The sequence below is a fragment of the Borreliella californiensis genome (assembly GCF_014205885.1).
GTDB classification, from domain to species: Bacteria; Spirochaetota; Spirochaetia; order Borreliales; family Borreliaceae; genus Borreliella; species Borreliella californiensis.
Genome location: NZ_JACHFB010000001.1, coordinates 76709 through 100345 on the forward strand (window position 1 = coordinate 76709; position 23637 = coordinate 100345).

The 23637-nt window shown below is 27.5% G+C and carries 15 protein-coding genes; 7 read left to right on the top strand and 8 right to left on the bottom strand.

Features of this window, described 5'->3' with window-relative positions; all coding sequences use genetic code 11:
• Positions 1–13: 13 nt before the first annotated feature.
• The 4 genes from HNP67_RS00475 to trxB all read left to right on the top strand — a co-directional run bounded on the left by HNP67_RS00475 (position 14) and on the right by trxB (position 10826).
• Positions 14–6514 carry a SpiroCoCo family coiled-coil protein gene (locus HNP67_RS00475; protein ID WP_184123977.1) on the top strand — a complete coding sequence of 2167 codons (6501 nt, stop codon included), beginning with the start codon at positions 14–16 and terminating at the stop codon, positions 6512–6514.
• 11 nt (positions 6515–6525) lie between these two features.
• Complete coding sequence (gene pheS / locus HNP67_RS00480) at positions 6526–8097, top strand: phenylalanine--tRNA ligase subunit alpha (RefSeq protein ID WP_184123980.1); 1572 nt, start codon at positions 6526–6528, stop codon at positions 8095–8097.
• Complete coding sequence (gene pheT / locus HNP67_RS00485) at positions 8075–9775, top strand: phenylalanine--tRNA ligase subunit beta (protein ID WP_184123983.1); 1701 nt, start codon at positions 8075–8077, stop codon at positions 9773–9775. Before pheS ends, pheT begins: the two co-directional genes overlap by 23 nt.
• A gap of 70 nt (positions 9776–9845) precedes the next feature.
• Positions 9846–10826, top strand: coding sequence for a thioredoxin-disulfide reductase (gene trxB / locus HNP67_RS00490; protein WP_184123986.1), 981 nt, complete (start codon positions 9846–9848; stop codon positions 10824–10826).
• Between the two features lie 55 nt (positions 10827–10881).
• Here trxB and rlmB read toward each other — a convergent pair whose 3' ends face one another.
• Genes rlmB through grpE form a run of 4 tightly spaced genes read right to left on the bottom strand, consistent with a single transcriptional unit; the run spans position 10882 to position 15209 of the window.
• Positions 10882–11622, bottom strand: coding sequence for a 23S rRNA (guanosine(2251)-2'-O)-methyltransferase RlmB (gene rlmB / locus HNP67_RS00495; protein ID WP_184123989.1), 741 nt, complete (start codon positions 11620–11622; stop codon positions 10882–10884).
• Complete coding sequence (dnaJ, locus tag HNP67_RS00500) at positions 11622–12716, bottom strand: molecular chaperone DnaJ (RefSeq protein ID WP_184123992.1); 1095 nt, start codon at positions 12714–12716, stop codon at positions 11622–11624. The genes rlmB and dnaJ overlap by 1 nt, the downstream gene beginning before the upstream one ends.
• Positions 12716–14623 (bottom strand): molecular chaperone DnaK, encoded by a 1908-nt coding sequence (gene dnaK / locus HNP67_RS00505; RefSeq protein WP_184123995.1) that lies wholly within the window; start codon positions 14621–14623, stop codon positions 12716–12718. Before dnaK ends, dnaJ begins: the two co-directional genes overlap by 1 nt.
• A gap of 22 nt (positions 14624–14645) precedes the next feature.
• Entirely contained in the window at positions 14646–15209 is a 564-nt protein-coding gene (grpE, locus tag HNP67_RS00510) for a nucleotide exchange factor GrpE (RefSeq protein WP_008882627.1), read from the bottom strand.
• Between the two features lie 381 nt (positions 15210–15590).
• On the opposite strand from grpE, the gene nadE reads away from it, so the two are divergent.
• Positions 15591–17129 (top strand): NAD(+) synthase, encoded by a 1539-nt coding sequence (gene nadE, locus HNP67_RS00515; RefSeq protein ID WP_184123998.1) that lies wholly within the window; start codon positions 15591–15593, stop codon positions 17127–17129.
• 914 nt (positions 17130–18043) lie between these two features.
• Here nadE and HNP67_RS00520 read toward each other — a convergent pair.
• Complete coding sequence (locus HNP67_RS00520; protein ID WP_184124001.1) at positions 18044–18466, bottom strand: hypothetical protein; 423 nt, start codon at positions 18464–18466, stop codon at positions 18044–18046.
• Positions 18467–18569: 103 nt separating this feature from the next.
• On the opposite strand from HNP67_RS00520, the gene HNP67_RS00525 reads away from it, so the two are divergent.
• Both HNP67_RS00525 and HNP67_RS00530 read left to right on the top strand, forming a co-directional pair.
• Positions 18570–20393 carry a hypothetical protein gene (locus HNP67_RS00525; RefSeq protein ID WP_184124004.1) on the top strand — a complete coding sequence of 608 codons (1824 nt, stop codon included), beginning with the start codon at positions 18570–18572 and terminating at the stop codon, positions 20391–20393.
• Positions 20386–21174 carry a type III pantothenate kinase gene (locus tag HNP67_RS00530; protein ID WP_184124007.1) on the top strand — a complete coding sequence of 263 codons (789 nt, stop codon included), beginning with the start codon at positions 20386–20388 and terminating at the stop codon, positions 21172–21174. Before HNP67_RS00525 ends, HNP67_RS00530 begins: the two co-directional genes overlap by 8 nt.
• Before the next feature lie 19 nt (positions 21175–21193).
• On the opposite strand, the gene HNP67_RS00535 is transcribed toward HNP67_RS00530, so the two are convergent.
• The 3 genes from HNP67_RS00535 to HNP67_RS00545 all read right to left on the bottom strand — a co-directional run bounded on the left by HNP67_RS00535 (position 21194) and on the right by HNP67_RS00545 (position 23637).
• Positions 21194–22141, bottom strand: a complete 948-nt coding sequence (locus HNP67_RS00535; RefSeq protein ID WP_184124010.1) for an aldo/keto reductase — start codon at positions 22139–22141, stop codon at positions 21194–21196.
• 88 nt (positions 22142–22229) lie between these two features.
• The gene (locus HNP67_RS00540; RefSeq protein ID WP_184124012.1) at positions 22230–23039 is read right to left on the bottom strand and encodes a TIGR02757 family protein; all 810 of its coding nucleotides are present in this window, start codon (positions 23037–23039) and stop codon (positions 22230–22232) included.
• Positions 23023–23637, bottom strand: a complete 615-nt coding sequence (locus HNP67_RS00545; protein WP_184124015.1) for a glucosaminidase domain-containing protein — start codon at positions 23635–23637, stop codon at positions 23023–23025. Before HNP67_RS00545 ends, HNP67_RS00540 begins: the two co-directional genes overlap by 17 nt.

Genomic DNA, 23637 nt, shown 5'->3' on the forward strand with positions numbered 1-23637 from the left:
GGTAAAATATTTTATGATAGATTTTGCGACTATTTTAGTTAACCTGTTTTTGGTTTCAATAGTTTTATTTGTTTATAGGCAATATGATAAGCGTTCTAGAGCATTAGATAAAATTAAAAAGTTTGTTGATCTTACAAAGATTAATCTTGAAGATTTTATTGAAGATAAGACAAAAGAGATTAATGATCTTGCTGTTGATATGGAAGCTTATCAAAGATCTAGTATAGAAATAATAAAAAAGATTGAGGAAGTTCAGCAAAAGATTAAAAATAAAAGCAATGATTTTGCAGAGGTTGAAAAAAAGATAGCTTATCATGATTCTATGCTTAAGGATCTTGATGAAATGACTTTTAAAGTTCAAGAGAATATACAAAGATTGCAAGTTGATGGGAAAATAGTAGATAAGCTTTCAAAAACTTTAAAAGGATTTAATACTCAGATTGATTCAGTTGAATCAAATTTAAATTTAGTATTAGAAAAATTTGACAAGACTAATAAAGAAAATCTCGAATCTATTAAAACTGCTAGTTGGGAAAAGTTTGATACTAATATTAAGGAACTTGTTTTTAAAATGGATACTTTGAATAAAGAGATTAGTCTTTATGAAAAAGATTTAGCAAATATTGAAGAGAGAAAAAATGATATTTTAGTTAAGGGCAATGAGAAATTAGATTTAGAATTCAACGATTTTCTTAAAAAGGTCGAATTTAATATTGAAAAATATAGCAAAGAGATTGAAAGTTCTTTTAATTTTTATGAAAACAAATATAAGTTAATAGAAGATTCTATAGAGCTTATTATGGAGAGTGTAAAGAATAAAATTAATGAAAAAGAAGATTTTATTCTAAATAGACTGAATGAAGAATTACAAAATAAATTTAAGGATATTTTTGCATATGTTGATGATCGCTCTAAAGAAATTAAAGATAAGCTTGAGGATAAATTGATTTTGGTGGACAATGAAATTTCTTCTATGAGTTCTTATTTTAAAGACAATGTTTATTCAAGAATTAATTCACTTGAGGAGTCAATGCGAATAGAGATGGGAAAGTATGAGGAGCAAGTCGATGATGTTTTTGATAAATTTAGATTTCAAGTTGAGTTAAATCTTAAAAATATTTATGAGGATTATGAAGATAAAATAAATCAAGTTGATAATAACATTAGAGAAAGGGTGGAGCTTACTTTGTTAGATTTAAATTCTAAAATGGAAAGTGTTCAGATAGGTGTTATTGATTTAATAAAGAGGCTTGAGGATGATTCTAATGGAATATATCTTGAATTTAAAGGCAAGTTTGGATCAGATATTGAAGTATTTAGTGAAAGTTTTAAAGGTGATATTAATCAACTTAAAATGCAGTTAGAATCTCATCTTTTGGATGTTGATTCAAATCTTCAAGACAAGCTTATTAAGCTTAATGATAATTTGATTTCTAATTTTGAAGAAATTAATGGTAGGTTTAATAATAATTATTCAAGTTTAAGTGATAGTATAAATGCCAAGTACAAGGCTCTTTTTGAATCTTTGGATTCTAGTAGCACTAAATTTGAAGATCAAATGGAGTCCAAATATAAGAGCTTTACGGATAAATTAACAGTAGAAATGGATGAATTTTCTTTAATTTATGGTGAGAAATTTGATACACTCTCTCAAGAGGCAGCCAATAATTATCAAGAATTTCAGGATTTAAACAAAAAATTAGAAAATGAAGTTGGATCTTTTTATAATATTTTTGAAAAAACCCAGGAGACTTTAAAGGAAAATTTTAATGCTAGTTTAATTAATATTAAAGATGAAATTGGTAAAAATATAGTAGAGTTTAAGGATCGTTATTACAGTGAAGTGAATATTTTTGTTACTCAGCTAGAAGAAAGTAAGCTTCAATATTCAAAGTGGCAAGATGAAATGGATTCTAATTTAAAAAATATTGAATCTCAAATAAATAAAACAAATGAAGAATTTTTAAGCTTAATTCAAATTCAAAAAGATAAAGGAATAGAGCTTAGTGAGAGCGTTTTTAATGATCTTTCAGATCATATTCAAAAAAAAGCTATTGATATGCATGGCAGTTGGAAAGATGAGCTTATTGCTTTAAATAAATCTTTGCTTGATATTAAGATTTCTAGTGAAGAGCTACTTTCATCTGCTACTTTAAAAATAGAAAATTTAGAAAAAGATGTTAACGATAGAATGGAATATGTTTTATTAAAAACAGGTGATATTGAGAGTTTAGTGATAGAAAAATACAAAGAATTAAAAGACATGTCATATTCACAAAGTGATGAGGCCATATTAGGAATTAAAGAGTTTATTGATAGGCAAACAGAAATAATTAAAGATAAAAGTGTATTTATGCTTGAAGATTTGAACAAAAAATTTGATGATAAAAATAATTTTGTTATAAGCAAGATTGAAGAATGTGATTATAAATTAAAAGATTTCAAGATTGAATCAGAAGATATTTTAAATAATTTTAAATCTGATCTTAATGAATTTATTGAGTCAAAACTACAAATTGTCTCTAACATAAAATCAGACAATCAAAAGCAAATTGATGATTTTTTAGATAGAATTTCTAAGGATATTTTAAGCAGGAAGGATTCAATTAACAATGAAGTAGACAGTAAGCTTAGCGATTGGCAAAGTAAATTAAACGAAATAACTGTTAAAATTGAAAATTTATTGTCTTCAGGTAAAGTTGATCTGGATTTAATAGATTCTGAGGTGACTACAAAAATTAAAGAGCTTAAATTTTCTATGGAAAGTCTTGAGAGTTATTATCTTGAGAAAATAGATGAGTTTAGAAATCAAGGTGCTATATATTCTGATGAGCTCTTGCAAGACATAATGAACCATTTTAATAAAGAGACTAGAGAACTTGAAGAAAATTTATCAAAGAAATTTGCCTCAGTTTTAAATAATTCAGAGGAATTTGTTAAAGAGGTTGACAGTTTATTGCAGGATAAAAGAACCGATATTGCTTCTTTTCAGGCCAATATAGATATTACTCTTGATTCTCTTAGTGTTAAGTTTAATGATATAAACAAAGAAATTAATGGAAAATATAATGAGGTGATATCTAATTATAGGGGGTATTCAGAAAATATTTCTAGTAAACTTGAAAATGAAATAATGCATGAAATTGAAAATCTAAGTAGAAGATTGACAGATAGAATAGATAGTCTTAGCAAAGGTATGGATGAAAATCTTCAAAAACTTAAGGAATCTTTTGATGTATCAAAATATCAAGTTGAAAAATTTGAATTGAAAGTTAAAGATTTAACGGATGATGGAGAAGCAAAAATTAATGAGCTTGTTAAAGAGATTGAACAGTATTATAAATCTAGATTAGAAGAAGCAATTGATTATAGAAGAACGATTGATAGTGATATTATGCAAGCAAAAGAGAGATTTGGAGAGATAACAAATGAGCTTAAAAATAATATTGAGAGTAAGGCTGAGTTTTTAAACGATCTTTATAGGGAAAGGTTCAAACTTATTGAGAATAATTTTGAAGAGAGATATTCTACATTTTTAATTGAAAGTGAAGGGGCTATTTCAAAAATTAGAGATGAAATCTATAAAACACTTACAAGCAATGATGAAAATTTGAGAATTAAGATTTCTGAAATGGATCATAATTTTGAGATAGTAGAGCAAAGATCAAAAGATATTTTAGATTTTGAAAAAGAATTGCAAGATAAAATTAAAGATTGTTACGGTGTTATAAATTCTCAATTTGGAGAGATTAAGGTAAGTGCTGAAGAGAATATAAAAAATCATTTTGAGGTTTGTATAAAGAAGGCAAACACTTTAATTGATGAGGGCATTGTAAAGTATGAAGATGAAATTCACAAGAGAATTGATTCTTTAAAATCTATTGAAAGTACTTTTGATAGCATAGAGAAAAATTTGAATGATAAAGTGAGTGATTGTGTTGATAAAATAGTCAATGATTTTGATCTTAAGTATATTGAACTTGAAGAAAGGTGTAATGAAGGGCAATTAAATTTAGAGAATAAAATTGACAACAAAATTAAATCCATTGATAATTTGGCTTTAAGTCAATATGATGGACTTGAAAAGAAGTACGCTGATATGTACGATGAGTTTTTAGAGAGATTAAATTCTTATATTGCAACTTTAAGTGAAGAGTTTAAGAGTTCTAATAAAGAGATGATTTTTGAACTTGAATCTCAACTGAAAAATCTTAAAAATCTTGAATCTGATTTAAATAATGTTGAAAAGGATGTTCTTAGATTAAAAGAAGAGTCTTATCAGAATGTTTCATCGCATCTTAAACTGTTAGAAGAAGACTTTTTTAAAGATTTAAAAGTTAGAGGCGAAGAGCTTAAATATTCTTTGGAAAACTTTATTGCCGCACATAATGATAAAATTCAAAATTTAGAATATGATTTGTCTAAAAATTTGGAAAACAAAACAGAACTTATTCAAAATTTCCGCTTAGATATTGAACAAAAAATGAAATATGATAAAGAAAATTTTTATTTGGATTTTGCTAAAGAATTTTCTTCTAAAAAAAAAGATATACAGAGTGAGATAGCTTTAATGGAAACCAATATTACTGGGAAAGTAGATGAATTTGTTGATTTTATAAATAATAAGCAAAGTATTATTGATTCTTGGTTTTTAAATATTAAAGATGATGTAAAAAATTGGCAAGAAAAATCTTATAGTGCAATAGAGAAGAAAATAAATCTTGCTGAACTTGGAATTAGATCATTTGAGAATGACATTTTTAATGTTAAGATTGGTTTAGAATCTTTTAAAGATGGTTTTGAGAGTAAGGCTGAAGAGATTTTTAGCAATTTGCAAAACGAGGCTAAAAAAATCGAACAATCAGTTCATCTTGATTTTAAAAATATTGGTGAGTCATTAAATCTTAAAGTTTTAGATCTTGAAAAATTTGTTGATTTTAAAGTAGAAAAGATAGACGAAAAGGTTAATAAGAAAACTGAAGATATCTTAATTCAAGCAGAAGTGAAATTTTTAACTCAGCAAAAGGATCTTGAGGATAAGATTTTTGAACTTAATCACAAATTAGAGCATGAATTTACAACTTTGTCTTCTAATCTTGATAAAGCAAGGCGTGAAATGGTTGATGTAATTTCTAGTGATAAAGAAAGCTTTGAAGGACAAATTGAATTAATTAATAAAAATATCTCAGAATTTTCTGAAAAAATTAGTTTATATAGAAATAATATTGAGACATCAATTGAGAATGAATATAATTCCTTTTCTAAATCTATAAAATCGGAGTTTGGTTTACTTGAGGATGAGCTTAAAAAAAATTTAAAATATTCAACACTAGAGATTGAAACGATAAAGAATGGCTTACAGGAACAAATTGATAAATTTGAGATTGAATTTAAAAAAAATCATAAAGAATTGTTGAAAGAAGTTGATACCAATATTTTAGAACTTGAATCTAAAATATTAAATTATGATATTCAATTTAACAAATTTATTAGTGAGATTAAAGACAATTTGGTTGAATATAAATCTGATTTGAAGGCAGAATTTGAAGATAGTTATGATAAAATAAATTTTCAATTTAAAAATCAAATTGAAAATTTTAAAAAATTGGATGCTGAGCTTGAAAGAAATAATTCAATATTTTTGGAGGCTTATTCTCTTAAGGACAAGTTGGAAAAATTATGGGAAACTTTAAAAAATGAGATAGATCTTGCTCAGGAATATAAAAATAATTTTGAAAACGTTAATAAAGAATTCTATAATATTCAAAAAGAAACATTGGACATTATTGAAACTTTTAATGAGTTAAAGTTAGAACAAGAATCAATTAAATCTATTAAAGATGATTTTAATAGATTTTTTGAATTTTACTCTTCATTTGATAGTAGATATAAGAGTTTGGTGGAATCTTATGATGAAATTCAAATTTATAAAGCTAAAATAAAAGAGATAGCTGATGAGCAGAGAACTATTCTTGATAATTATGAAAGAATTAGTAATAAAGAGAGTATATTAAAGAGTACTATAGAGTCTGTTGATAAAAATTTTGATTTAATAAATGAAGTAGAAAAAAGATTTAATAACTTAAGCAAAGAGAGTGCAAAGTTTCAAGAAAATCTCAAGGATATGGAAAATGTTGTTTCAAGCCTCTTATCAAACAAAGGGTTATCAGAAGAAGTGTTGATTAATGCTCAGAATTTAAAGGCAATGCTATTAGATATTGAAAATAAGTTGAAAAATACTTTGACCATGAGAGAGAAGGTGGTGAAATCTGAGACAAGGTTGGAGAATTTAAATATTGCAGCAGAAGAGAGAATAAAAACTCTTGGGATTCTTGTCAAAACCGATTCTAAATATCAAGATAATGTTGGTCTTAATAATGAAACTGTTAGGAATTCTGTAATAAAATTAATGAGGCAGGGATGGAGTGCTGAAGAAATTTCTAGAGCTACCAAATTATCTATTGGAGAAGTTGAGCTTATTTTAGAGCTTGGTATAAGCAATAAAGGTGATTAAGGGTTATATTTATGAAGGCAGATTTAAATTTAATAAAAACATTGCATCCTCTTGAGGTAAAAGTAATTGCAAACAATAAAGAAGGGGATGATATTTCTGCTTCAATTATTATTGAAAAATTAGGGTTTAATGAAGGTCAGGCAAATAAAACAGTTGAATGGTTAAATTCTAAGGGGATTATTGAAGAGATTTATAGAAAATTAAATGTATTTTATAAAACAACAGAAAAGGGTCTTAGCGCTTTAAGAGATGGGTTTGTTGAGGAAAAAATAATAAATCTAGTATCTCGAAAAGAAGTTTTGGCTTCAAATTTAGCCTTAGAGTTTGATATTGATGTTAAAGAAGTGAGAAAAGCTTTTGGCAATTTGTTAAAAGAGGGCATTCTTTCTCTTAATTTAAATAAACGGATTATTATAAATTGTTTAGACGGCATAGAGGCTAATTATCAAAAAATACGTGTTTTATTAGAAAGAGCAAAAAATAGTGATCTTCTTAGAGAAAGTTTGACAGCTGAAGAGCTTTTATTAATATCAAGTTTTGCTAAGAAAAAAGGAGCAGATTCTGTATTTTTTAAAATAATAGAAAAACTTGATTTAAAGTTTAGATTATCAAGTTTTGGATTGGAAGTTAAAAATTTTTTAATGAAAAGTAAATTGATTGGGGATGAGCTTACTAAGCTTACTCCTGAAATTTTAAAAAATAAAACATATGAGAATAAAAAATTTAGAGCTTACAATATTCATATTCCATCAGCTAAAACTTTTATTGGGCGTGCCAATTCTTATTTAGATTATATTTCTAAAATTAAAGACAAATTAGTAGGTCTTGGTTTTCAAGAGTTTGATGGGCCTTTAGTAGAAACAGAATTTTTTAACAACGATGCTCTTTTTATGCCTCAATTTCATCCTTCTCGTGATATTAAGGATGTTTATTACATCTCAGATCCTAGCATGCAAGAATCTTTACCCGAACCTTATTTTTCTAATGTAAAATTAGCCCATGAAACAGGATACGCAACAGGTTCAAGGGGCTGGAGATATAGTTTTAGCGAAGATCTTTCTAAGAGATTGGTTTTAAGAACCCATGGTACTGTTCTTTCTGCAAAACAATTAATTAATGCCAAGAGCCCAAGCAGATATTTTGGAGTTATTAGATGTTTTAGATATGATCAGGTAGATGCAACTCACGGAGTAGATTTTTATCAAACTGAGGGGATTGTTATTGAAGATGGTGTTAGCATTAAAACTTTGCTGGGTCTTCTTGAAATTTTTGCCAAAGAATTTGCAGGTGCTACGGAAGTTAAATATGTTCCTGCATATTTTCCCTTTACGGAACCTTCGATTGAAATACATGTAAAACATCCTGTTCTTGGCTGGTTTGAACTTGGAGGAAGCGGAATTTTTAGGCCGGAAGTTACAAGGCCTTTGGGCATTGATCTACCTGTTATTGCTTGGGGGATTGGAATAGATAGAATGGCTTTAATGCACTTAGGCCTAAATGATTTGAGAGATCTATTTACTTATGATATTGGTGATGTTATTTTAAGACGAGGAAAGATAGATGCCAAAGGTAGAAATTTATAAAAATCTTTTTTTAGATAAAATAGGAAAAAATTTTACAAATTTAGAGATTTCGGAATTACTTGAACCATTTAAAGCGGAATTTGATGAGTTTGATGAAAATTCAGGAAAAATCAAAATAGAATTTAATGATACAAATAGACCAGATTTGTGGTCTTATTTAGGACTTGCTCGTCAGATAAAAACGTATTTTTTTGGAGAAATGCCCTATTATGATTTTTTTTCAAAAAGGGGAAACTTTAAAAAATTTTATGGTGAAATTTTGGTGGATGGCAAAATGTCTCAAATCAGACCTTTTATTTTTGGATTTTTAGCAAAAGGATTGATTATTGATGATAGAATGCTTGAGACACTAATTCAATTTCAAGAAAAACTTTGTCAAAATTATGGACAAAAGAGAAAAAGAATTGCAATGGGGATGTATAATTCTAATTTTATTAAATTTCCAATAAGTTATGTCGCTGCATCTCCTAATCACAAGTTTGTTCCCTTGGGAATGGATTTTGAGCTTTCTCTTTTAGAAATAAATGAAAAGCATCCCAAAGGATTGGAATATTCACATATTATTAAAAATTTTGATAAGTATCCGTTATTATTAGATAATAATAATAATGTAGTCTCTTATCCCCCAATAATTAATTCTAACAATATTGGATCTTTAAAGGTTGGTGATACTGATTTATTTGTTGAGGTTACGGGTATTGATTTTGAATCAACTTTGTTAGCGTTATCTATAGCAGCCTGTGATTTTTATGATATGGGTTTTGAAATTTTGCCTGTAAAAACTGTGTTTAGAGAGCCTTCTGGTTTGGATTTTAAAGAATTAGTATGTCCTTATTATTTTCAAGAAGAAGTGGAGTTTAATGTTAAAAATATTAATAGATTGCTTGGAAGCAATTTAACATTAGAGCGCATTTGCCTTAGTTTAAAAAAAATGGGAGTAAATTCTTATTCTAGAGATTTGAAAAACTATATTATTCCACCTTTTTATAGAAACGATTTTCTTCATGAGGTTGATGTAATTGAAGATGTAATGATAGGGGAAGGTCTTTTAAGTTTTCATCCAGAGCTTCCTAAGGCTTTTGCAGTGGGAAGGCTTAGCCGATTAGAAGAGTTTTCAAGGAATATTAGAAATTTAATGGTGGGTATGGGATTTCAAGAGATGATTTATAATTATATGGGCTCTAAGAAAGATTTTATTGATAGAATGAATATTAATGATCAAAATTTTTTAAAAGTATCTAATCCAATCACAGAAAATTATGAATATGTTAGAGCATCAATAATTCCTAATTTATTAAAATCAGAAAGCGTTAGTTCTAATTTTCCTTATCCACATAAAATTTTTGAAGTTGGCAAGGTAGCTTTAAAGAATTTGGATACTATTGAAGGAACAAGTACTTTTACCAATTTAGCTTTTTTAATGTCTGGCAAGGAAATTTCTTTTAATGAGATTAACTCAATTGTTGCAACGCTTTTTTATTATTTAAATATTGAGATTAATTTAATAGAATCAAAAACCACTTTTTATATTAATGGTAGGGGAGCAGATATTTTGATTGGAGGCTTTAATATAGGTAGTTTTGGCGAAATTTCACCTTATGTATTAAATAATTTTGGTATTTTTATTCCATGTTCTGTTTTTGAGGTTAATGTTAGTAAACTTATGAATTGGTCTTAAGTATTGAATATTAGTTTTAGCAACGTTAAGATTAATATTCAAATTTTTAAGAGAGGCTTGAAGTTTAGATATGTTAAAATTTGAAACTATTGATATAAATCTGCCCAAAAAGGAAAATTTATCTCAAAAAGAGGTAGAATTTGTTGAAGATGTAATAATTGTAGGATCTGGCCCGGCTGGACTAACAGCTGGGATTTATTCTGTTATGAGCAATTATAAGACTGCTATTTTAGAAGGCCCTGAACCTGGAGGACAGCTTACTACAACCACAGAAGTTTATAATTATCCTGGCTTTAAAAATGGAATAAGTGGTAGAGATTTGATGTCAAATATGAGAGAGCAAGCAGTAAATCTTGGAGCTAAAGCTTTTCTAGAAACTGTTTTTTCTATAAAAAGGGAGAATAATATTTTCTATCTTTATACAGAAAATTATATTTATAAAAGTAAAGCTGTTATTATTGCCGTGGGATCAAAACCCAAAAAACTTGAAACTCTTAAAAATTCGGGGTTATTTTGGAATAAGGGTATTTCGGTTTGTGCAATTTGTGATGGGCATCTTTTTAAAGGGAAAAGGGTTGCAGTAATTGGTGGAGGTAACACTGCTCTCTCAGAATCAATTTATTTAAGCAAATTGGTGGACAAGGTTTATCTTATTGTAAGAAAAGATAATCTTAGAGCTATTGCTATGTTAAGAGATAGTGTTGCTAAGTTGCCTAATATTGAAATTTTATATAATTCAGAAGCCATAGAAGTAGATGGTAAATCTTCTGTTTCTTCGGTTAAGATTTTTAATAAAAAAAATAATGTTTTTTATGAATTAGAAGTGAGTGCTGTATTTATGGCTGTTGGTTATAAGCCAAATACAGAATTTTTAAAGGGATTTTTAAATTTGGATGAAGAAGGATTTATTGTCACTAAAGATGTTGTTAAAACAAGTGTTGATGGTGTTTTTTCATGTGGAGATGTTAGTAATAAAGTTTATGCTCAAGCAATTACTGCTGCTGCTGAGGGGTTTATTGCATCTGTTGAGTTAGGAAATTTTTTAAAATAGGTTTTATTAAAATGTTTTTGTTTTTTTAAATGAAGTTTTTATTTAATTTAATGCTTTAGAGTAGATTTGATTGCCTTTTGATTTCAAAGATTAAAATTCCTGTAGATACAGAAACATTAAGTGAGTCTATTTTTCCGCTAGTTGGGATCCTTATTAAAAAATCAGAATTTTCTTTTATTAGCCTGTGTACACCTTTCCCTTCATTTCCTAAAATAAGTGCAATTTTTTTGTCGCTTATTTTGATTTTGTTTATATCTTGTCCTTTTATATCACTAGTGTATATCCAAAAGCCATGATTTTTTAAAAGATTTATTGTGTTGTTTATATTTGTCACTGTTAATTTTTTTACATATTGACTTGCACCAGAGCTAGTGCGCAAAACTGTATAATTGTCTTTTGCACTACGTTTTTGAGTAGTAATTACAAGATCTATATTAAACTGTTCTGCTGTTCTAAGGATTGCTCCAAAGTTTTGGGGATCTTCTATTTCGTCTAGAAGTAAAATGAAAGCATTTTCTTTTTTTTTAAATGTTTCTAGCAAGTTTTCAAAATCTTTGGTTTGTGTTTTTGCATTTTTATTTTTTTCAAGTTTTAATTTTAATGCAAATCCTCTGTGGTCTTTATTTTTAAGAATTTTGTTAAGTTCATTTGGACTTATTCTTATTATTTTTATATTTTGCGTTTTAGCCAGCTTTTCAATTTCTATAGTTTTTGAACTTTTTTTTGATATATAAAGTTCAAATCCTTTATTATTTTTAATGCTTTCAATTATTGAATTGGCATGAGTTATATACATTATACTTTAAGTAAATTTATTTCATCACCATCTTTTAATTCTTTGCTCAAATTTTCAAAAAGTTTAATAGCAGTAGAATTTAAATTTTTAGGTGTTTTTATTTTAGTGATTAATATTAAATTTCCAAATTTTTCGGTTTGAAGAATTGGCATTCCTGCGTTTTTAATTAAAATTTGTTCTTCATTATCTATTCCTTTTGGAATTTGTATTTTAATCTCTTTTGAAGAGATTGTTTTTATTTTTACTTCTTTTCCAAGGGCTGCTTGAGTGAAGCTTATTGGAAGCATTGCATAGAGATCTTTGCCATTTCTTTTAAATATTTTATGAGATCTTATCAATATTTTTACATAAAGATCACCGTATTCTTGATTGTCTGGATTAACATTTCCCTTGCCTTTCATTTTTATTTGTTGGTTATTATCAATGCCTGGGGGAATGTTTAATTGAATGGTTTCTTGCTTTGTAAGGCTTCCTTTTCCTTTACAAGATTTACAAGGGTTTGATATTATTTTGCCCTCACCATAACATTTAGAACATGTTGTTGTAACCCTGAAAAATCCTCCGCCTTGTACCACTCTTCCACTGCCGTTGCACATATTACATATTGAAGGACTTGTACCTTTTTCAGATTTTTTCCCTAAACAAGAATCGCAAAGCATTTGTCTTGTTATGTTTATATTATTTTTGTACCCAAAGTATGCATTTTCAAGAGATATTTCTATGTTATATCCCAAGTCTTCACCTTTTGCATGTTTTCTATTTTTTTCTTGTCCTTTGTTGCCAGTGAAAAATGAATCAAAAATATCGCCAAAATCTTCAAAGATGTCTGAAAATCCACTAAATCCGCCTGAAAATCCTTCAAATCCTCCTCCTTCAAAAGCGGAATGTCCAAATCTGTCGTATTTAGCTTTTTTATTGTCATCTATTAAAACTTCGTAAGCTTGAGTAGCTTCTTTAAAGATAGAGGCGGCCTCTTCATTCCCTTGATTTCTGTCTGGGTGATATTTAATTGCTATTTTTCTATAGGCTTTTTTAATCTCATCTTTTGAGGCTCCTTTTGAGAGCCCCAAAATTTCATAATAATCTTTTTTCACTATTTTTTATCCTCATCAACAACCTCATAATCAGCTTCTTTGCCTTCTTCGCTTGTATTGCTTTGGGGACCATTTTCTTGTTGGCTGCTTGCATTTTGCTGGGCAGAATCTTTATACATCATCTCAGCTATTTTGTAAGAAGCTTTTTGAAGTTCTTCTGTTCTAGATTTTATAAGTGAAATGTCTTCTTTTTCAAGACTTTCTTTTAATTCTTTTATTTTGCTTTCAATAGCTTCTTTGTCTTCGCTTGAAATTTTTTCAGAATATTCTTTTAGTGATTTTTCTGTTTGATAAATTAAAGAATTAGCTGTATTTTTTGATTCAATATTTTCTTTTAATTTTTTATCTTCTTCTGCATGAGCTTCTGCATCTTTTACCATTCGATCTATTTCTGATTCAGAGAGCCCTGATGATGATTCAATTCTAATTTTTTGTTCTTTGCCTGTTCCCATATCTTTTGCAGACACATGAACTATTCCATTAGCATCAATGTCAAAGCTAACTTCAATTTGAGGCACTCCTCTTGGCGCTGCTGGTATTCCATCAAGTATAAAATTACCTAGTATTCTATTTTGTGCTGCCATTTCACGCTCACCTTGAAGGACTTTAATATCAACAGAGGTTTGATTGTCTGCAGCTGTTGAGAATACTTGACTTTTTTTTGTAGGAATTGTAGTGTTTCGTTCAATAAGTTTAGTCATAACACCGCCTAGTGTTTCTATTCCTAGTGATAGTGGAGTAACGTCAAGAAGTACCATGTCTTTAGTTTCTCCTGTTAAAATACCACCCTGAATAGCAGCTCCAATTGCTACGGCTTCATCTGGATTTACTCCTTTGTTAGGATCTTGTCCAAATATATCTTTTACAATTTTTTGAATAGCAGGAATTCTTGTTGATCCACCTACAAGTATTACTTCATTGATATCAGAAGCTTTAAGACCTGCATCTTTAATAGCCTTAAGGCATGGTTCTTTTGTTTTTTGAACCAAATGGTCTACCATTTGCTCGAATTTTGCTCTTGTTAGAGTATGTTGTAAGTGTTTTGGACCATTTGCATCTGCTGTAATAAATGGAAGATTTATTGAAGCTTCTTGAGCGCCTGAGAGTTCTATTTTGGCTTTTTCGGCTGCCTCTTTGAGCCTTTGAAGAGCCATTTTGTCGTTTGATAAATCAATGGCGCTTTCTTTTTTGAATTCTGAAATTAAATGCTTTATTATCTCATCGTCAAAATTGTCACCACCAAGATGTGTGTCTCCGTTGGTTGATTTTACTTCAAAAACACCATCTCCAAGCTCCAATATTGAAATGTCAAATGTTCCTCCACCAAGATCATAAACAGCAACAATCTCTTCGTGTTTTTTTTCAATTCCATAAGCAAGAGCAGCAGCAGTTGGCTCGTTAACAATTCTTTTTACTTCAAGACCTGCTATTTTACCGGCATCTTTTGTGGCTTGTCTTTGAGCATCATTAAAGTAAGCAGGAACTGTAATTACAGCCTCTGTAACTTTTTCACCTAAGTACGCCTCTGCTGTTTCTTTCATTTTTGTAAGAGTTGCTGCTGAAATCTCAGGCGGTGACATTTGCTTTTTTATATTGGAAATGTTTACTCGTGCATCGCCATTTAATCCTTTTTCTATTTTATAAGGAACCATTTTTATTTCGCTTGCAACCTCTTCAAATCTTCTTCCCATAAATCTTTTGATAGAATAAATTGTGTTTTCAGGGTTTGTAACCATTTGGTTTTTTGCGACTTGTCCCACAAGTCTTTCGCCTTTATTTGTGTAAGCAACAATAGATGGAGTAGTTCTTCCTCCTTCTGAGTTTTGTATTACAACTGGTTTTCCATGCTCCATTATAGCTACGCATGAGTTTGTTGTTCCTAGGTCAATACCTATTATTTTGCCCATATTATAAACCTCCTTTTTCTAATTAATTTTTACTTTGAGCAACTTTAACTTTTGCTGTTCTTAATATTCTGTCATTGTAGCAATATCCTTTTTGGTATACTTCTACTATTTCTGGATTTTTAAGACCTTCTTTCTCTTCAATGCTTATTGCTTCATGACGACTTGGATCAAAATTTTCGCCATTTTCTCCAAATTTTTTTAAATTATATTTTTTATCAAAGATTGACAGTATTTCATTTTCAATCATACTGATTCCTGTTAATAAGTTATCAAAATCTTTGGATTTTTTTGAAGAGTTAATAGCTCGTTCTAAGTTATCAAGAAAATTGACGACATCTTTCATTATGGTTTCATTTGCAAATTTAACAAAATTATCTTTTTCTTTTTCTAATCTTTTTCTGAAGTTTTCAAATTCTGCTTGTTTTCTTAAATATAAATCTTTAAGATTGGAGATTTCATTTTCAAGTTCAGTAATTTTTTTATCAGAATTTACTAAATTTAAGTTTTCTTTTTTTTGAGATTTTGTATTTTTGTTGTCTTGTTTATTGGTTTTTTCAGATTCGCTTTTAGTTTCTTTTTTTTCCATTTTTCCTCCTTTGATAAAGCATTTTATCTTTAAAAAAAATATTTTACAAATTTTTTTCTTTCTTAAAATTTAATAAAATTGATTCATTTTGATCATTTGCAAGATGTATATTTTTCTTAAGCTTTCAGTAATAGTGTTGTATTGACACATATTGTTATTTGGTAAAATGTTCGTGTGTATTTTTTTGTCAAAATAAAAAATTTTATTTTTTTATTTATGAGAATATTTTTGGAATCATTTTTTTTTTTGATTTTGTTTGTTTTTAGTGTTTTTATAGACATCCTTAATATTAAGGTATTATTAAAATGTGTGTGAGTATTGGTTTTTTGAGGCTATTAATTTTTTGTTGTAATTTAATGTATTATTTCTTATCATTTACCTATGAAAATAAGCATTGCTCAAACGAAATACAGAGCTTTAGATTTTGATAAATATATTGCTGATTTTAAAATTAATTATGAAGAAGCCTTGCTAAGAGGATCAGACGTTTTAGTTTTTCCTTCTATGTTTTTAAGCAAGACTAAGCATAGTGATTTGTTTGGGAGTTCTAAATATTCTCAAAATATATGTAAGTTCATTGAATTTATGAAAGAACAGGTTAATGATAACACTTTAATTGTTTTCGGGCATAGTGTTTATAAGGGTGGCAAATTTGTAGATATTGTTTCTGTCATTAATAATCATAAGGTTATTCTAACTGTATCACAGGGCAATTTGCCTGGGGTTTTTAGTTATAAGGACAATTTATTTGCTGTATTAAATTTTGGGGATGATTTATTGTTTAAAGAATTAATTTCCAAATTTGGCGAGAATTTAAAGAAGGTTGATTACTTGATAGTACCGTCCAAATCTTATTTCACTAAGGAAAAGAATAATCTTAGGTTAAAGTTCTTTGAAAGAGTTGCTATTGAGAATAATCTGGATGTTGTTTATTCTAATTTTTATGGATCTGAAGATTCTGTAGTTTATGATGGATGTAGCTTTTTTATTAATAGTTTTGGCAAGATAAAACAAGCCAAAGGATTTGAATTTGATTTTATATCTAATGATACATTTCAAGATTTAAAATTTGATACATGTAATGAGCTTTTTGAAAAAATTATTTTGGCAATATCTCTTGTTTTAAAAGAATATGTTTCTTTTTCAGGATTTTCTAAAGTTCATTTAGGGATATCTGGGGGTATTGATTCTGCTCTTGTTGCGTGTCTTGCATGTTTTGCTTTGGGCGCTGAGAATGTTGTTGGAATTTCTATGCCTAGTAAATTTTCATCAGCAGATTCTATTTCTGATGCTAAAGAACTTTCTAGAAAATTAGGTTTTAAATTGATTGAAATGCCAATAAAAGATTTATTTGAGGTAAGCAGTAGATTTTTTGAAGGGTATTTTGATGTTAAAGGTATTACTGGAGAAAATTTACAAGCTCGGTTAAGGGGGCTTTTATTAATGTCTTATAGTAATTCTCAAAATTCTTTGCTTTTAAATACTGGCAACAAAAGCGAGATTGCAGTTGGTTATTGTACCCTTTATGGGGATACTTGTGGAGGATTTGCTTTGATTGGAGATCTTTTTAAGACGGAGGTTTATGATCTTGTAAAGTATATTAATGCAAAGCTTGACCAATGTATTATTCCGGTTAATATTATTTTAAAGGAGCCTTCGGCTGAATTAAGGTTTGATCAAAAAGATAGTGATTATCTTCCAAAATATGAAATCCTTGATGATATTTTAAATAGATATTTGATTAGCAATGAATCTATAGATTCAATTTATCTTAATTTTGAAAAAGGTATAGTTGATAAAGTTTTAAATCTTTATTTTAAAAATGAATACAAAAGAAGGCAGGGAGCTCCTATAGTTAAAGTTTCTGAAAAAACTTTTGGTTTTGAGCTTTCAATGTCTATTTTAAATAATATGATTTAAAATAGACATTGAAGATTAGGTTTTCAAATTCTTTTCGTAATAGAATTTTATTAATAAAATTTTTTACTGGAAAAATTGCAAAATAGCTTTTTAAATTCAAATTGAATTTTTATACCTTTAAATTTATTTAATAGACATATTTGGTTGTAGTATAGAGTTTATGATATTGAAAATAAAAAAATGTGAGCATGGATATTTATGATTTTTATACTTTTTTAAATAAAAGTTATTCTAATTTAAGGCATTTTTTTTAGACGTGCTTTTTGAAAAAAGATTGAATTTATTAAAGTATGATGCTTTTAGAGATGATTTTTTAATTTTAGAATTTATTATTAATAATATATAATATAATCAAGATAAAAATGGACAGGGATTTTGAAAAAATTATGTTTTTATTAAATGAGTCAACTACTTTAGTATTAAGTAGTTGTGCTAAATTAATTTTAGATTTTAAATCTGATGGGTCCTATTGTAACTCAGGTTGATAACTAAATTGAGCAATTCTTATTCAAAGAAATCAAAAAGCCTGGTAATTTTGTTTTTAAATAAGAGACAATATCTACTTATGAAGAAAAAGAGTATATCAAAGATGCTTTAATGTTAGAGAGTACTTTTATTATTAATTTTATTGCTGGAACTTCTTCTTTTTGCAGCAGGTTTTCCTTCATGTAGAATATCGCTAGCGTATGCTAACGGCGGCAAAATTATTGAAGGAGCTATTTCTTCTTCCTTTAGGCGGAGAGTTTTTATTATTTCTAAAGGTATTGTATTTTATGCTAAAAAAACATTGGTAGCTATCCTTTTAAAAAAAAGATTTTTTTATTTATTTTGATAATAAATCAACAATAGATACTGTAAGGAAAGATGCAAATAAAAAAATTAATAAGTAAAATATAGAAATAATTTGAAAATTATTATTTATGTTTTACGGTTTTGTTGTTATTAGATTCAATGTTGAGTGTTTTGATTAGCTTGTTTAAGGTCCAGCTTGAAAATTTTATGTAAAGCATTTTAATTGGATTTTTTGTATTTTTTTTTAGCACTTTTAAGGATTCTATATTCATTAAGGCTATTATTTCTTTTAGTGTTTTTGGCAAATTATTGAAAATTTTGGAACCGACTTTATGTCCTTCTAGAATAAAATTTTGAAGAGTTATTTGATCTTTTTTTTGTAGGCGCCTCATATATAGCTTCAAAATACGCTCTTGAGATTTCATAATTTCTGAATTAATTTGTTCTTGTTTTTTAGTAATTTTTTTCTTGTTTTCAATAATAGGTTTTTTAGGCAAAGACTTGTAAGGGTTTGTTCCTGGAATATAATTTTTAGGAATTTTCATATATTTCACTCCTATTTAACTAGCTAACCTATAATTTTATTATTTTTTTTGTTTTTATGCAATCAATATTGATATTTTGATTTTTTATGATTAGAATCATCATATGAAGGAGTTTTTAAGGGCAGGGGCTTTTAATTTATTGCTTGGTGTTTTAATATTGTTTTTTGTTATTTTTTTACAATTTAAGAATTTAAACTTAAATATATTTTTTTTAAAAGATATAAAATTAGAAGTAAATAATAAGGTTGAAAATAGTGAATATATTTTAAATGATATTGTTGTTAATGTTAGGGGACTTAGGATATTTTTGTCCAAACTTAATCCACTTGTTGTTTTAGAAACGGGTTTGAAACTTTTACCCATCTCTTATAAGGTGCAAGACATGGGTATTTATATTTATTTTGAGAATAATATTTTTCTCGGATTTTTGCTTGATTCAGAAAATAATTTTAGCATTGAATCAAATCTCTCTAAGAGCTTTTTGTTAAGTTATGAAGTTGAAGATCATTATAAAGTTTTATTAGATAAGCCTAATATTTCAATAAGACAAGGGGAGAATTTGGAATATAAAATTTTTTTAGGAGAAAATGTAAAGATAAGAGAAAAAGATATTTTGATTTCTCCTCAAGCAGCATTTAGAATTGGCAATGCTGTTTATATCGATTCATCAAATAAAAATATTTCAAATTCCATTACAAAAAGCAATCAAAACAATAAAAGTAATGTATTAGATTATTCTATTATACAGTCAAAAATTAAAGAGGTAGATAATAAAGTTTTTAATAATGCTTTAAACAATTTTAGACAAAGTGCTTATGATTCTTGGAACAATCCTGTTAATTTTAATGTTTCAAAGGGAGGATGGCTTAAATATGGTGATTATAGCTTTGATGAAAATTTAATGGTTTGTTTTTTAGCAGAGTCTTTAATCAGAGGTAATCACGAGTCAATTTTTTTAAAATTAGAATCTTTATTAGTTGAAAATGAACATAAGTTGACCTATTTAAGTTTAAATTATTTTGCTAATTCAGATCAATTCGATAAATTTTTTTCTTATTTATCAAGAAATAAAACTTTTATTGACTCTCTTGAAGAAGACAAGCTTATAGTTTATTTAAAGGAGGATTCTCGTCTTTTGGAAAAAATTTTTTTATCAGAAAACGGTTCCAAATTAAATAATACTTTAAATCTTCTCAAAGATCCTAAAAAAATATTAAGTTCTAATTTTAATTTTAGTCAAGCCTACAATATTCTCTCTAATTATCTTACTTTTCTTAAGATTAGAGGCGACGATTCTTTTAATTCAAGTTTTAAAAAAGAGCTTTATAAATTTGTATTTACTTTATTTGGTGTTACAGATGAAGGAAAGGTATATATATTAAATAATAATATTAATTCAGCTGATGTTGTTGAGTATGCATTAAAGATTTCTGGGGTTCTTAAAAGAATATCATCTTATTTAAGAGATAATTTAATATTAAAGCTTTCATTTAATGTGATTTATTATTCTTTAATGAGTGATTATGCCAAAGGAATTCCTCATGAAAGCTGTTATTCTGATATTATTGATAACCAATATATGCCTCAATTTATCTTTATTTCTGGCCATGGATCTATTAGTTGGATATATGCTGCTTCTAGGATTTTAAATCGTGAAATTACTGATGCCAAGGTTGCAATTGATTTTGATCAAGAGATTAATTATTCAAGCTACATATTTTTTGGAAATATTTTTAATCCGACTTTAGTTAGATTTAGAGAAATTGATTGGTTTACAGATTATAGGTTTTACGTATATTCTGATGGTTGGAAGTATTATCCTTTGAGCAAAATTTTGGTTATTAAAGCAACGCCTAAGAAAAAGAGGACTTTTAGTCTTTTATTAAGATTTGACAAAATTGCAAAAAAAATAAATATTTATGAATAAACCTTTATTATCAGAATTGATAATTGATATTGGAAATACTAGCATTGCTTTTGCCTTATTTAAAGATAATCAAGTTAATTTATTTATTAAAATAAAAACTAATCTTATGTTAAGGTATGATGAGACTTATAGCTTTTTTGAAGAAAATTTTGATTTTAATGTAAATCAAGTTTTTATAAGCAGCGTTGTTCCTGTTCTTAATGGAATATTTGAAAATGTTATTTTTTCTTTTTTTAAGATAAAGCCCTTGTTTATTAGTTTTGATTTAAATTATGATTTGACATTTAATCCTTACAAAAATGGTAAATTTTTGTTAGGTTCAGACGTTTTTGCCAATCTTGTTGCAGCTATTGAAAATTATTCATTTGAAAATGTTTTGGTAGTAGATCTTGGAACAGCTTGTACCATTTTTGCTGTTAGTAGGCAAGATGGAATACTTGGTGGTCTTATAAATTCTGGTCCTTTGATAAATTTTAATTCTTTAATAGATAATGCCTATCTTCTCAAGAAATTTCCCATTAGCACTCCAAATAGTCTTTTAGAGAGAACTACATCTGGGAGCATAAACAGTGGTTTGTTTTATCAATATAAGTATTTAATAGAAGGTGTTTATTGCGATATTAAAAAGATGTATAAAAAAGAATTTAATTTAATAATTGCTGGTGGTAATGCTAACTTAATTTTGCCATTAATTGAGATAGAGTTTATTTTTAATATTCATTTAACCGTAGAAGGTATTAGAATTTTAGGAAATTCTATTGATTTTAAGTTTGTTAATTGAAATATTTGTTTTTAAAGTTTTAAATTTTTTTGTTAAATAAATTTGGGAAGTTTTTTGTTTGGTGATTAAAATTATCTAGAATTGATGTAATCTCTTTGTATACTTTATCGTTAATTTCTGCTTTAAATGAATTCAAGTTTGATTCTACATAATTTTCCTTGCTGAAACCCACGATAAATCCACTCAATTTTGTTTTTTTAAGCCATGAATATGTTAATTCTAAAATTGTTAAGTTATTTATCTTTGCTATCTCTTCAAGTTTATTTATGGTTTTTAAAGTATAGGGCCAGATTTCTTTTTTGAAAAGTATAAGTTTTTCTGTTCTAATATCATTAAATTGGTTTTTGTCTTTTATATTAGATTTAGATAAAAGTCCTTGAGCAATTGTTGAATATGATATGGTGGCAATATTGTTGTCTTCACAGTAAGGAATTACATCTTTTTCTTTATTTCTAAATAAGGGGTTGTATCCTATTTGGTTTACGTCAATTTTGCAAACTTTCTTTATGCTTTCCATGTGTGATATTTCAAAATTACTTACACCTACATATTTTATTTTTCCTTTTGCTCTCATTTCTTCAAGAAATGATGCGATTGGCCGTAGGTCAAAATCGGTTTTAGGCCAGTGTATATAGTAAATATCTATATAATCAGTTTTTAAATTTTCAAGACTTTCATTAAAGTTCTTTGTATATTCTGAAATTTCCATTGGATAGCATTTACTTGCAATTAAAATATTTTCTCTTATTCTTGGATCTTTTTCTATTATTTCACCAATTATTTTTTCTGAAATTCCATTTCCATAAGCTCTTGCGGTATCAATATTCCTGAGCCCGTGTTCATATGCGTTTTTTAATATTTTTTTGGCTGTTTCTTTTTCAACTTGTTTAAAATATCCTCCCCCAAATTGCCAAGACCCCAAAATTAGTTTGCTATAAGTATTTATCTTTTCCTTAAAATTATTCACAGGTTTTCCTTTTTATTTTATGATAAATTGATATCATTATTTTAATGATTTAAGTATGTATTATTTTAAATGTTTTATAAATAAAATTTTATAGTTTGTTAATGTTTTTTAGTAATTTTTCTTTATTAAAATCTCTATTTATTCCAAATCTAGTTAAAGAAAAATCGTATTTTACAGGATCTTCTTTATTTTCTTTTGAAAAGTAGCTTGTAATTTTTATTGCTTTTTTAAGATTTACATTTTTTATTTCTTTGATTTTAAATAGTTTTGAGGCAATGTTTGTCATATGAGTATCCATTGGCACTATGAGGTTATTAGGATTGAATTTATTCCAAATGCCCAAATCGACGTCATCTTTGCGTATCATCCATCTTAAAAATAAAAAAAGCCTTTTACAAGAACTTCCTTTTGAAGGCTTTGGAAGTAGCATTCCGAATTCTCTTCCATTTATTTTTTCCATATACTTTATTAATTCATCTACACTGAGTATAAAATTTTGGTTTTTATAATAAATACTGTAAAGAAGATTTTCAAGTGTGTGGTGCTGTTCTTTTATTATTTTGAGGGTGTATAATAGTCTTACAATGTCTTCTGCTTTAAAAAATCTATAAATAAATCCTTTAAAGATCTCTTTTAAGTCTTTTTCATTTACCAGCTTAAGGGTATCAGAAGGGGATTTGCCAAGTGGTTTGAGTATTATTTCGATTGCTTCTAAAATTTTTTCTACTCTTCCAAGTGACAATGAGGAACTAATTAGGCCTACAAGTTCAATGTCTTCTTTTTCTTTATACCTATATAAAAATTCTAAAGGATCAGGATGTATAAATTTTTTTTTATTATATTTTGAATATATCTTTTCTAGAAAATCATATAGTGAGCTTTTAGCTTTTATTTGCATTATTGTATTCTAATAGTTCTAATAATATCTTTTTAAGTTTTTTATCGTAAAGTTTGTCTTTTGCCCATTTCCCAGTCAAATCATATATTGTTGGAGCAGATCCTCTTTTAACAAGATAAAATCTAGGATCAACCATATTTGATTTGATATTTTGTTTTGATGCATAAGCTTTTAAATGTTGAATATGAGCTTTAATTCCTTCTGTAATATTGGAAAAGGAATTTCCTTTTGTGAGATTATTAGTAGCGCCTATTCCTGAAAAATTGTGTTGCTCTTTTGAAACTATTCCATTAAATTTTAGAGCTCCTGTTTCTAGTAGCATTTGAGCATAGGCAATATCATAATTAACCCCTTCAATCAAAGATTCGTCTATATAGGTTTTAGCAACAGTATTTACATAGTTTTTGTCAAGGTCTGGATTTATTTCTAGAGTATATTTTACAAGGTCTTCCAGTTGAGTTTTTCCCCTGCTTATTAAAAAGGGAATATATTTTTCTTTTTGTATTTCGGTACTTATTTCGATTATCTCTTCATTGCTATGAGCTTTATTTGTTAGAAAGATGTTGATCATTGCAAATAGCAAGAATTTTTTTATCAT

Coding starts and splice junctions, on each gene's coding strand:
- HNP67_RS00475 (WP_184123977.1), top strand. CDS start 14: ATGATAGATTTTGCGACTATTTTAGTTAACCTGTTTTTGGTTTCAATA.
- pheS (WP_184123980.1), top strand. CDS start 6,526: ATGAAGGCAGATTTAAATTTAATAAAAACATTGCATCCTCTTGAGGTA.
- pheT (WP_184123983.1), top strand. CDS start 8,075: ATGCCAAAGGTAGAAATTTATAAAAATCTTTTTTTAGATAAAATAGGA.
- trxB (WP_184123986.1), top strand. CDS start 9,846: ATGTTAAAATTTGAAACTATTGATATAAATCTGCCCAAAAAGGAAAAT.
- rlmB (WP_184123989.1), bottom strand. CDS start 11,622: ATGTATATAACTCATGCCAATTCAATAATTGAAAGCATTAAAAATAAT.
- dnaK (WP_184123995.1), bottom strand. CDS start 14,623: ATGGGCAAAATAATAGGTATTGACCTAGGAACAACAAACTCATGCGTA.
- grpE (WP_008882627.1), bottom strand. CDS start 15,209: ATGGAAAAAAAAGAAACTAAAAGCGAATCTGAAAAAACCAATAAACAA.
- nadE (WP_184123998.1), top strand. CDS start 15,591: ATGAAAATAAGCATTGCTCAAACGAAATACAGAGCTTTAGATTTTGAT.
- HNP67_RS00520 (WP_184124001.1), bottom strand. CDS start 18,466: ATGAAAATTCCTAAAAATTATATTCCAGGAACAAACCCTTACAAGTCT.
- HNP67_RS00525 (WP_184124004.1), top strand. CDS start 18,570: ATGAAGGAGTTTTTAAGGGCAGGGGCTTTTAATTTATTGCTTGGTGTT.
- HNP67_RS00530 (WP_184124007.1), top strand. CDS start 20,386: ATGAATAAACCTTTATTATCAGAATTGATAATTGATATTGGAAATACT.
- HNP67_RS00540 (WP_184124012.1), bottom strand. CDS start 23,039: ATGCAAATAAAAGCTAAAAGCTCACTATATGATTTTCTAGAAAAGATA.
- HNP67_RS00545 (WP_184124015.1), bottom strand. CDS start 23,637: ATGATAAAAAAATTCTTGCTATTTGCAATGATCAACATCTTTCTAACA.